Raw genomic sequence first — 11,892 nt, forward strand, 5'->3', positions numbered from 1 at the left:
GGTTACCGTGGGTAAACTATGGGGAGGCCGCTTCACCAAAGAAGCGGCTGCATTTGCAAATGAATTTGGCGCGTCGCTGAAATTTGACCAGCGGCTGTATAAATATGATATCCAAGGCAGTATCGTGCAAGCGAAGGCCTTAGTCCAGGCAGGGGTGTTTACCCCCGACGAGGCGGCAGGGGTGATTGCTGCCCTAGAGGATATTGACCAGGATATTGCTACGGGCAAAGTTCAGCTGTCACTGGGTTTAGAGGATATTCACACCAACATTGAGGCCCTTTTGACTGAACGAGTGGGGGATCTGGGGAAAAAGCTGCATACCGGTCGCAGCCGAAACGATCAAGTGGCGCTTGACATTCGTCTATTCCTAAAGGATGAGATCAAGAGAATCATGGGGCTTATTCATCATCTCCAGTCGGTCCTACTCGATCTCGCAGAGGAACATCAGGACACGATTATTCCAGGGTATACCCATCTACAACGGGCTCAGCCAATTCTGCTTGCCCATCATTTCCTGGCCTACTTTCATATGCTAGAACGGGATAAGGAACGGTTTGCCGATTGTGCTAAACGAAATGATCAGTCGCCCTTAGGCGCTGGTGCCTTGGCTGGCTCGGGGTATCCCATTGATCGACATTTTGTGGCCTCAGAACTAGGTCTTAAGTGTCCGATGCCTAACAGTATTGATGCGGTCTCTGCTAGGGATCATCTACTGGAATTTATGGGTGCAAGCAGTATCTTAATGAGTAATCTCAGTCGGCTTTGTGAGGAACTGGTGATCTGGCACTCTGTGGAGTTTGGTTTCATTGAAATGGACGATGCCTTCGCTACCGGCAGCAGCATCATGCCGCAAAAGAAAAACCCTGACTTTGCGGAGCTGATTCGGGGCAAAACCGGACGGGTGTATGGTAACTTAGTCAGTCTTCTCACGACGATGAAAGGGCTGCCTCTAGCATATAATAAGGATATGCAAGAGGATAAGGAGCCCCTTTTTGATACCATAGATACACTTACCGGGTGTTTGGAGATCCTAGCCCCGATGCTAGCCACCATGAAGGTCAAGAAAGAAAACCTGGCCCAAGGGGTACAGAAGGGTTTTCTTACGGCCACCGACTTGGCGGACTATCTGGCCAAACGGGGCGTACCCTTCCGGCAGGCCCATGAAATTGTGGGTCGTTGTGTATTGTTTTGCATCGAGAGTAATCGGGAATTATGGAGTCTTAGCCTAGAGGAGCTTAAAGAACTAGGCGCCCTAGTGGATCAGGATGTCTACGACCACCTGGATCCCAGAAAGAGTCTGAATAACCGAAGTGTCTACGGGGGAACCGCTCCACAGCAAGTCAAAGAAGCTATCAGCGAAGCAAGAAAGCTTCTAGGGCAGCAAGAAGGATAAAACATTTGCTTTGTAGAAGTAAAGGAAGCTGATAGGAGTTGTCCTTTAGACTTCGCAGTAAGGAGTGATTTGGATTGAACGCAGTATGGGAGTCGCGAGTTGCGCAAATGGTGCAGCAAGAACCCAAGGGTCGGATCTTTGCTGCCTTTAATACGAATATAGACAAGGTTGTACATGTAACACCAGAGAAAATGAAAGTGATTATCGACAGTAATCCCGATATAGATTGGCAGCGGGTGGAAAGCACCTCCATTGCCGATGTGGGGACTGTCTGCAGCAAGGAAACTTTTTTTGTGGTCCTCCAGGATCGTCTATCCAAGGGCAAATCCTTTCATATTGTTTTAGAAAATGAAGAGCTTCTCACTTGGCTGGATCGGTTTTTCACCGATGGGGTGGAGTCCATGGGAGGACAGGCCGGGATTATTGCTAACCAAATGGCCGCCCTTGATGTGGAGTCGGTGGTGTACACACCGCTGCTTGCTCCAAAACAGGCGAACCAGTTTGTTGCTACTGTAAGAACACCGGTGATTGAAGGGGAGACTCCCACACTCAAGCTAGTTACAGATGCAGCTTCCCCCAATGATGATGTGAAGATAAACTGGATCTTTGAATACGGAAAAGGGCTTACCTTTGAGTTTCCCAACGGTACTTTCACCACACCCCGGGCAAATCGGGTGATTTTGGCTACCAGGCCCCCGGGTTCGATCATGGGTTTTTCTAAACCGATGATCGATCTGTTGCCGAGACTTGGGGAAATGCTAAACATGGCCTTTATGGCAGGATACCACTATGCTGATCATGTGGGTGCTGATGGACGTACCTTCGAGGAATATATGGCTGATACCTTAAGAGATCTGAAGCTTCTACGCTCAAAAAACCCCAAGCTTTTGATTCACTATGAGTATGTACCAATGAAGGCCCGGGAACTAGAGCCACTAATGCTAAAACAGATCTCCACAGGGATTACAAGCTTTGGGATTAATGAGAATGAGATCCGGAGGGTCCTTGAGGACTTCGACTGCCAGAAGGAAATGGAAGCCATTTCCAAACGAGAGACCGCTTATACCTTGTATCTTGGTGGGTTGGCCTTACTCCGTCACATGCAGGTACAGCGGATCCAGATTCACAACCTAGGCTATTATGTTGTCCTGCTGAAAAAGCCCTATCCCATTGATCCAACTAAGGTACGGGAAGCCTGTCTATTTGGCTCATCAGTGAATGCGATTAAGGCAAAGTACGGGGGTTATGTGAAACTTGGTCAGTTAGGAGAGGCCAAAGAGCTACCCCTCTCTGATATCGGTTATGAACAGCTCCGCATTTTTGCATCGGAAGCTGAACTACCAGTACCGTCTAACTTCCTCGAAGAGGGGATTGTGGAGCTGGAAGATCATTATGTTCTCGTTGTGCCAGCCCACGTGGTACCCAATCCAGTAAGTACAGTTGGTATGGGGGATACCATTTCTTCTTGTGCATATACGGCGGAGTTGATTTAAGGATAGGTATAGAAAAGCCCCCGGGTTTTGAGGGTGCGTCTTAGGGATTCTCAATCCCGGAAAAATATCGGCATAGTTTGGTATGTATTTACCGGCTATGCCGATTTTTCATTCTTTGTGGTGGATGTAGAAACCGGTGGCTCAAACTCGCCAATGCAGTTCCATACGATTTTGATACGCTGTACCCGTCGGCCATCAATGCGCTCTGCCTTGTAAACAAAGATTTTTTCAACGAATTCCCGTATAACCTCGGCTGTGAGTTCATTTATGTCCGTATACTTTCTTACCAGTGAGAGGAAGTGGTTAACATTGAGAGCGCTTTCTTTTTCCTCTGTCATAATGGATTTCAGTTCCGTTACTCGCTTCTCAAGAGTCTGCTGCTCGGCTTCATAGTTTGCGGTCATCTTTGTAAAACGCTCATCGGATATCTTGCCCTCTATGTTATCTTCATAGAGCCTTTGAATAATCTCGTCCAGCTTGGCGATGCGGGCCTGTGCCTGTTCCAATTCGCGTCTGCTGTCACGCATACTTTTGTCAAGCTCTGACCTTGTTTTCTTAGTTACCATTTCCACGAATTCGTCCTCACAGTCTCTGGCAAAAGCCGTTACGCGGCGTATACCGTCAAGGAGCAGTTCCTCAACGACCGCATTGCGTATCTGGTGTGAACTGCATCCGCCTTTTATCTTGCGGTAGGTAGCGCATACAAAATACTCTTTTTCATGTTCCCAACCCCGCCCACGCACCTGATACATTTTGTTTCCGCAATCCGCACAGAACATCATGCCGGAGAGAAGCGGCATTTCACCCATCGGTGTGAGCCTGCGTCTGCCATCCCTGATTCTTTGCACTACTTCGAATACGGATTCCTCAATAATTGCTTCGTGGGTATTCTTGAAGATCATCCACTCCGACGGGTCATTTTTCATCTGCTTTTTCTGCTTATAGGACTTGCGGTAAGTTTTGAAATTAACCGTATGTCCCAAATACTCCTGCCTTGAAAGCATATGAACTATTGTGCTGCCTCGCCAGACATAATCATCGTCATGGCCTCTGTTGTCCGGAATATTGATTCCGTTTTTCCTGGCGTGAGCCGTTGGATTCATAATTCTGCGCCTTGTGAATTCCTTGGCTATCTGCGAAGGGCCATACCCTTGCATACACAAGCGGAATGCCTCGCGCACAACTTTGGCGGCTTCTTCATCGACTATCCAGCGTGTCTTGTCTTCCGGGTCTTTGATGTAGCCATAAGGCGGATTGGTGCAAAGCGGTTTGCCGGATTGCCCTTTCGACTTGAAAACGGCGCGTATCTTCTTGCTCGTATCCTTGGCATACCATTCGTTGATGATATTAAGAAACGGTGTAAAATCGCTGTCCTGCTGGTTGGCACTGTCAACATTATTGTTTATTGCTATGAAGCGAATGTCGGAGCCGGGAAAGAGCACTTCGGTATAATAGCCGACCTTTAGATAATCTCTTCCGAGACGGCTCATGTCCTTGACAATGATGGTGCCAATCCTGCCTTCTTCCACTAGGGAGATAAGGCGCTGCCAATCCGGGCGGTCGAAGTTCGTACCGCTATAGCCATCATCCACAAAGAACTCAGTGTTTGTAAAACCGTTGTCATCAGCGTACTTCTGTAAAATGGTCTTCTGATTTTTAATGCTGTTAGAATCACCCTGCAGCTCGTCATCTCGTGAAAGACGGCAATACAGAGCGGTTATTTTATCGTTATTCTTCACAGCAGTATAAGACTGCCTGCTATTCATGTTTACCTCCTTTCCGACAGTCTTCAAGCGGTACTCTATGTTCCCGTACTGCCGCGAAGAAGTCAAGTTATTTGTTTAAGAAGCCTTATTTAATTCAAGCTTTGCTGTGCCGTTAAGTATCATTCGTTTCAGCTTGTCATAGGCGGTTTCTTTGGCAGTGCTGCTGACTGCTGATTCTATAATGTAGAGCGTATCACCGATTACCTTTTCGGTAACGCAGATGGTCTTCTCAGCCATAAGGCACTCCTCCTTTCTGACATTGGGGTAGGGGGTAACAAATCCTTACACCCTTTCGATCGTGCAACGGGCGTGGGGTTTCGCGCGAAAAAACGCGAATTCAAACGGGGTATTAAGGGAACAACCGGGATAAAATGCGAATAATTGAAATAAACTTGGTGTGTATTTCATCTTGAAAAGTGCTTTTTTAGGTGAAAAGGCACAGCAGGATTTTCCACTGTGCCTTTCCACCATATGTCTTAACCGTTGGTTCCAGTATTCTTCTGAATTACCTTCACTGCCTCTTGGCGGATAAGTTTTCCGTCAATAAACTCAAAGGCAAGGTAACCTATCTGGTCGAGCAGGGCAAACTTCTCTGAGAGCGCCCTCACGCTGACAGGGCTTCTGCAGATGATCCAGTAGTAGCTGAAATCACCGAAGGCAACAGGCTTTGACCCGGACTCCATATCCGGCATAAACTCGGAGACAAATACCTTTTTGCCGAGAATGGTATCATCGCTGTCGCGCCAAAGGTAGTTTCCGGCTTCATCCTTCATTGTGCGAAGGGCAAGGGCTGTCTTATCGTTCATGAGCCATACAGCATTTTTGCGGTATTCCGGCTTCACAGAGAAGTACAGGCGGATTATATCATCATAGGTGATTTCATCAACAGCATAGGCAACCTCAGCGCCGTTTACACCGTTTAAGATACCTGTCGGCATTTGTACACCGGTACCGTTAATAAAGGCGTTGTCCTCAGCTTTGGCAAAGTTCCTGGCAAGGCGCTTTACAAGGTAGCTTTCAATGTCGAATGCGGCATCGCGGACAAAGTCCGAATTCATTTTTACAAGAACAGCGAGCTTATGGCTTTCAACGGTGTATTGAGTGAAATCATTTAGTCCGTCAAAAACTGGGATAGCGCCGCCTTCCGGCACAAATTGCACAAGGTCATCGTATTCCTTTGCAAGGATATGATAACTGCCTTCATATACGTTAAAGGTTGTGCCGATTTTACGGAACAGGCTCTCGCTTATGATGGCTGCTTCATATTTGTTATTTGTGGCATTTGGCATGACATAAGTACCCGTCTCGCTGCTGCGGCCTTCGGAAAGTCCGGAATAATCGCTTTCCTGGCCGCGCATGGCATTCCAGAAGTGCTTGCTGTAATCCGGCTGACCGGTATATACTCTGACTTCAGTATAATTCATGGCGTTCCCCTCCTTAAATCTTATCGCAGAATGGACAGGCATAGAGACCGAGGTCATGGTAGCTGAGCGATCTTCCCACCTGTTTCAAGTGGTGGTGGCATTTCGGACACAGAATGCTATATGCCATAGCACCTTCAATGGTATGAGGATGCTTTGCATGGAGGCGGTATCGCATTTTTAACTTTCCTTTATCGTCTTCGATGACAACATCGGAAAGATGCAGGTCGCACATGGCTTGGGCATACTCATCGGAATAATAAGTGTGCTGCGGTCGCAGCAGAGTGCCTTCCTTGTTCATTTTCATAAGCGGATAATTCATGTTTTTCCCTCCTCAAAATTAAGATGTTTGAATGCGGTTGATGATATTTTCTGTAGATCTAATTGCTGAGTGTTCGTCATGATGAATCGCTATAGCTGTTCCTCCCTCCAGTGATACTTCCGGTGACAGAAGTGACGGTTCAGTGACAGTAGTTTTGATGAACTGTCACGCTGAAAAGCGACTCGTAGCAAGGCTTTTATAGCTTAAGTGACAAAAATGACAGAACTTTTCATTTCATACTCACAACAGCTCATAATCCTTTCCTTGTTCTCTGTACAATTCCAAACTTTATTTTTCCCGCTAAGAAGTTTGAAAGACTGTCACTACTGTCACTTGTGGCTGGAAACCCTTGATATATGGGCGTTTTCGCGGTGACAGTTGCCTGTGAGAACTGTCACTCGACTGTCACTTCTGTCACTTTTAAGCAAGAAAATCCGTACTGTCATAGCCATAAGCCTTCTTGTACTGCTCCTTTGCCTCAATAGTGAGAGTGAGGTTTTTATAATAGGTGCCTTTATTGGTATGAACGGTCATTTCCTTAAAGGTGCAGCCGAGATGGGATGCCAATGTCTCTCTGAACTCTTTGGCTGTCTTGGCAAAACCGTTATTGTTGTCATGGCACCATGCCCTGTAAACATCGTAGATGCGGCTCGTTGTAGCGGAATCATTAAACTTGCCTTCTGACCGCTCGCACATACATTCCTCATAGAAGGAGATCACAGTATTGTTCTCCGACATATATTGCTCTCTTGCAAGGCTTACACTGTCCGGCTCGGAAAAGCTGTACCCGTTTGCAATGACCGCCTGCAGCGCCTTAACAGCCTTGTAGACGATGCCATCTCGCTCGGCATACATTTTGTCAAGGAGTGTTTTGTCCTGCTTGTCCTTTGGAATGACATTAGGGCAGCGCACCACCATAATACGGTCATAGACCCATCTGCCATCATCGCCGCCAAACTTGGGAAGTCTGTTCATGCAAAACCAGAGCAGCCCGTTGTAGGTGAACTCAAAGGCCTGCTGTCCTTTGAACTCGGCATATAGGCTGTCGCCGCCGGTTATTTTCTTAAATGTTTTCAACTCATCTACGGATAGAAAACTCATATCAGAGCTACCGGCAAGTCGTGTGCCGTAAATCGCGCCGGTGCCGAAACGCGCTTCAATCTCCTTAAGGTCGATTCCTATAAAGTTACCCTTGCCGAGCAACCGCTCTACAAGACTCTTTAGCTGAGATTTGCCGGTGTCGCCATCGCCGACAAGGAAAAGCGCTTTTTTCATTCGCCATCCCTTGATGTTGGAGATGCATACACCGATAAACTCAAGTAGCAGGTGTTCTATGGCCTTGTCTCCGCCTGTGAGGGTGCGCATATACCTGTCGAAGACCGGCGTGGGCGTTTCCCTTCCTGTCCAGTTGCACGGAATTTGAATGGTGGAGAGGATATCCGGGGAGTGTGGTACAAGAATGGCGTTATCTGCAGTGATACGGAGCAGGCCATTTCTGAAGTTGATTAAATCCTCATCGGCGTTCAATTCATCCTGGCTAACATAATTAAGGTCAGTGGTGATATGCTGTAAAGTTTCGCTGACGATGCCCATTCTCACAAGTTCCTCGTCATAATCTGCGATGTACTGCTTGATAATGCCCATCAGCATATTGTCGGCATAGAGCCGATAACAGCCGTTTTCGTAGACATATTTCAAAAGGCCCTGCTTTCCGTTATCCCTTACAAGCACATAGCGGAGGTGCTCGCGTACGTACTTTGCAAGGAGCGGAACGCTGACATAGGGTTCACCGGTCTGTTCGTGAAATTTGATGAAGTACGGATGCTCCATCCTGGATTTATGGAAAATGCCATGACAGGCATCGATACCGGCATTGATGGTGGCTTCTCTGTAATCGTCACGCTCCCATTTTTCACGGTAGAGGGCAGAACTGCGGAAGATATCATCAATAGCAGCAGGATCAGGCCCAGTGCGAAAGGCAATCATGGCGCACAGTGCCGCGTCAGCCTCGGAGTGTGAGTTATATCCGGAGATATCTCCATCGTCATATAGTTTCTTGAACTTATCTCCGTTTTTCTGTTTGCGGAGATTGCAGACAATATCAAAAGTGGCGCGGTCACCATCACGTTTTTCGCTGTATCTTGCTTTCCTGGACTTCCTCATATTCTTATCGAGAGTGAGCAAAATGGCTGCTGTGCTTTCTTTAAGTGGCTCATTCAGAATCACATCGCCGGTATAGGCTGCAAAGCGATTTGTAAGTCCGCCTATATAAAGCTCCAAATGATTGCTTGGATTTTTCATATAGTAAGCTTTATCTAGTCTGGGATTGCCGTTTTTGTCTGCATAAGTCGGTAGTTTCTCAAAATTACACTTACCGTAAATATGAATACCATTTCCGCTGACGGAACGCTCGGTATAGGAGTTAAAACGTTCAAGCAGTATCTGTACGAAGGGATCTGTGATAGGCCTGTGGTCGATGTCAAGGAAGAAGTAGCCTTTAGGTATTACAAAACCTAAACCTGCAGCGCTTTGCTTAGTCAGTGAGCTAAGTGCTTCGTCGTAGGTAACCCATGTGTGCCGGTATTTTTCATTAGTGCCTGTCGCCCCACCGCCAGCAGCAAAGGGAATTTTGTTGATACGGTCGCCATCCATTTCTTTGCGCCAAAGAAACCATATCTTCATATCCATCAGTTCCTGCATTGCGTTTGCCGTTTTGTCCACCTCCTCTCTGCTGCATTTTGTGCTGCCATTATTCGTGCGCCGAGTTTATGACCAGCCACTCCTTAAAAGCTTCAACCGGAATCAGGATTCTCGTACCAACCCGTATGACTGGAAATCCCGGCTTTTTTACAAGTTCGTAGGCCTTCGGCAGACTAATGCCCATCTGTGCCGACAGTTCCTGCACACTCATGGTCGTCTTTTCCATTTTCTCTTTCCTCCTTGTCTTGATAGTTGTTTTAGTCTCTACATCCACCATTCGCTACCGTTCCTAAGGCAGCCACCTGATCGTGGTCTCCTCGTATCCGATTGCAGCAGAAGCGCTCCGGCTTTCACCATCGTGGCGGCGACGCAGCAAAAGTATCTCTTGCGGGTGGACTATTCAGTTGTCAAGGAACCGGAAATTAAGTGGTTTTACAATTTGTTCTTGTTTTCAATGCCATTGTATAATACAATGTAAGTGATGTTAAATTTTCATCGCTTACAATAACGATTACATTTAAAGGATGATTGCCATGAAAAAACTGCCGGTAGAAAACCTCGGCTTTGTTGAAATTGGCGGCGTTGGCGAGATGATATATAGGGCTGTGCGATTTCCCGAGTATGTTCCGGACTATGACGACGACGGCGAAGTATTAAAGCCCGTTTTCACAGGGCTTCATGCTCCGGAAAGCGGTACTGATTATTCGCTTACCGGACAGGAGCTATTGGTCAGTCTGTGTAATCTTTACGGAAAATTAAATAACCCAGACAGCACTGTTTCGATTACAGATGCCGTCTGGGATTGGTGCAGAAACAATATTCATCCTTACAATATAGACAGTCTCTATGAAATGTTGAATAGCGAAAACTTTGCCCATATAACATACATGGATCTGATTCAGAAAGATGCCGCATTCTATGTAAATCAATTCATAAAGGATTTATGCAGTCTGGGTACTGTATTTGAGTTTTACTTTGCCTTGAGAAGGGTTAAATACTACGGAGAAATCGACTACGCAAGGAATCTTTATTATGAAGGCAGGCTTTGCGACAGTCTCGCTTTTCTTGAAAAATACCGACAATACGAGGATGATGAGGAATACAAGGCCCGTATATTAGAGAACTACAATGACCATGTATCCCAAGCGATAGATATGTTCCCGGACTTCCGTATGAGGCTGAAATTGGATAAGAAAACCGGGAAAGTGATGTACGGCGCCGACATTCAATCGGTATTCGATATTTGCTGGTACACCTTTTCCAGAATGGTGGCTGACGTTGCACCACCGGTGGATGAAGATTTAAACTATTTTGAATCGCAAGGCTCGATACTCTCATGCCTTGCCTGCGGCAAATACTTTGTACGGCATTCAAGCCGCCAGCTATATTGTAATAGTTGGGATTGCCAAGCCGAGCGGAATCGGAGAAACAGGCGAGCGAGCTATGCCCGGAAGAAGGCGGCTGAAGTAGAAAACAAAAATAAAAGATCTCGTTACCGGCCCGGTTTGGTAAGGTAATGAGGATAGATTATTCATTAATGTTACTGTGTTTTTTCAAACAAAAGACTTTTATATAGAAGAAATACCGCAATAGCAGAACATTTTGACACTGTAGTGAAGTATTTGATGTTTGGATTGGTTTAAATAAAACGAGGTTGCACGTTGCTAATACTCGCTGCTCACTTTAGTCCCGCTTTATACATTAGTTCTTCAATTATAGTCCTAAATTTTAGAATGTGCGGCTTAATATCTTGCTGGGTGGTGTTAAACCAAATTTTATGTGCCGAATAATTGCCGAGATCCTTAAATAATACCATGTCCTGACGAGTATTTGCTGACAGTGCCAAAGTGGAATTTTGCTCCGCATTTCTGATTATTTTATCAAGGGTTGAGTGCCGCCCACTTTTTTCGGTGATTTCCTCCTCAATACCAAGGTTTTGGTAAGTTAGTACCAAAAGTCCTTCTAATAGCCGCCTCATCATCACTGCTGTACAGTCAAAGAGATTATTCTCATAACTTGCATTAATCTGCTTGCATACGGATCGAATATTAGGCGAGAGGTTTTCGAAAATTGGAGTTGGAAGAATCGTGCCGTCTTGCTTAATACTGGTGTTGTCTTCATCTTCCCAATGGTTTATATCATCAATCCATTTTTCCATAGTATCAGACCATTGCGACCAATTTCGAGATGAATTGATCAGCCTGTTTACTTCAGTCTGTAAATCCTTCAAAATTTGGTTATCTGTCCAGCCTGATTTTCTAAGGGCTAATATGTATCTGTAAAGGATATCATCTGCTTTATAATCATTCCAATATGCATATATTTTTTTGCACTTGTTCTTGATATGGGATATCTCTTGGTCAATAGGGTTTTTAGACCTGTTGTAAGCTATTCCCCCAAGCTTATTTAAAAATTCATTAACTGATTCTTGAGTTAAGGCTCCATCTTTGTCATAATGAAAATACTGTTTTATACCAATATCAATGCATTCAACCAGCATCTCATATGGATATTTTCTAATGATTTGTGCCAATTGTGCTTTACCCCTCTCGTTAAGCGAATATGGCGCTATTTTCTCGTTTACAATTGTTTCAATTTTTTTACGGGCCATAAAAATTCACCTAATTTCAGTTTCTCACAAAGAGGAAGAATTTCTTCCAGTTTGGCTACGATACGCTTTTGCTCAGCAAGGGGAGGGAGAGGAACTAAGAGTGTGTCCCATATGCCTCTATTTATAATTGGTGTTGCCGTTCCACCAGCTTTTTCTTTCATGGTGCTTATGAAATAATGCGATGTA

Annotated in this window: 11 protein-coding genes; 3 read left to right on the forward strand and 8 right to left on the reverse strand. The window is 45.7% G+C overall.

The features are described 5' to 3' along the window. Nucleotides 1-7: 7 nt before the first annotated feature. Both argH and M0Q40_07580 read left to right on the forward strand, forming a co-directional pair. The gene (gene argH, locus M0Q40_07575) at nt 8-1,393 is read left to right on the forward strand and encodes an argininosuccinate lyase (protein ID MCK9222466.1); all 1,386 of its coding nucleotides are present in this window, start codon (nt 8-10) and stop codon (nt 1,391-1,393) included. Between the two features lie 74 nt (nt 1,394-1,467). Then, complete coding sequence (locus tag M0Q40_07580; protein MCK9222467.1) at nt 1,468-2,886, forward strand: hypothetical protein; 1,419 nt, start codon at nt 1,468-1,470, stop codon at nt 2,884-2,886. 95 nt (nt 2,887-2,981) lie between these two features. On the opposite strand, the gene M0Q40_07585 is transcribed toward M0Q40_07580, so the two are convergent. The 6 genes from M0Q40_07585 to M0Q40_07610 all read right to left on the reverse strand — a co-directional run bounded on the left by M0Q40_07585 (nt 2,982) and on the right by M0Q40_07610 (nt 9,321). After that, nucleotides 2,982-4,652: a recombinase family protein gene (locus M0Q40_07585; protein ID MCK9222468.1), complete on the reverse strand. Its 1,671-nt coding sequence runs from the start codon at nt 4,650-4,652 to the stop codon at nt 2,982-2,984. A 75-nt stretch (nt 4,653-4,727) separates the two neighbouring features. Beyond that, on the reverse strand, nt 4,728-4,889 hold the full coding sequence (locus M0Q40_07590) for a transposon-encoded TnpW family protein (protein MCK9222469.1): 162 nt from the start codon (nt 4,887-4,889) through the stop codon (nt 4,728-4,730). Nucleotides 4,890-5,128: 239 nt separating this feature from the next. Then, complete coding sequence (locus M0Q40_07595; GenBank protein MCK9222470.1) at nt 5,129-6,076, reverse strand: phage major capsid protein; 948 nt, start codon at nt 6,074-6,076, stop codon at nt 5,129-5,131. Between the two features lie 13 nt (nt 6,077-6,089). Next, nucleotides 6,090-6,395, reverse strand: coding sequence for a hypothetical protein (locus tag M0Q40_07600; protein MCK9222471.1), 306 nt, complete (start codon nt 6,393-6,395; stop codon nt 6,090-6,092). 420 nt (nt 6,396-6,815) lie between these two features. Then, nucleotides 6,816-9,116, reverse strand: coding sequence for a phage/plasmid primase, P4 family (locus M0Q40_07605; GenBank protein ID MCK9222472.1), 2,301 nt, complete (start codon nt 9,114-9,116; stop codon nt 6,816-6,818). A 28-nt stretch (nt 9,117-9,144) separates the two neighbouring features. Further along, complete coding sequence (locus M0Q40_07610) at nt 9,145-9,321, reverse strand: excisionase family DNA-binding protein (protein MCK9222473.1); 177 nt, start codon at nt 9,319-9,321, stop codon at nt 9,145-9,147. 307 nt (nt 9,322-9,628) lie between these two features. Between M0Q40_07610 and M0Q40_07615 the strand changes: the two genes are divergently transcribed. Then, nucleotides 9,629-10,612: a hypothetical protein gene (locus tag M0Q40_07615; GenBank protein MCK9222474.1), complete on the forward strand. Its 984-nt coding sequence runs from the start codon at nt 9,629-9,631 to the stop codon at nt 10,610-10,612. 161 nt (nt 10,613-10,773) lie between these two features. Here the strand turns inward: M0Q40_07615 and M0Q40_07620 are convergent, their stop codons facing one another. Both M0Q40_07620 and M0Q40_07625 read right to left on the reverse strand, forming a co-directional pair. Then, nucleotides 10,774-11,706, reverse strand: a complete 933-nt coding sequence (locus tag M0Q40_07620) for a hypothetical protein (protein ID MCK9222475.1) — start codon at nt 11,704-11,706, stop codon at nt 10,774-10,776. Further along, the coding region (locus M0Q40_07625) for a restriction endonuclease subunit S (GenBank protein ID MCK9222476.1) at nt 11,676-11,892 on the reverse strand (217 nt) is incomplete at its 5' end. The genes M0Q40_07620 and M0Q40_07625, both read right to left, overlap by 31 nt.

Source organism: Limnochordia bacterium (assembly GCA_023230925.1).
Taxonomy (GTDB): domain Bacteria; phylum Bacillota; class Limnochordia; order DUMW01; family DUMW01; genus JALNWK01.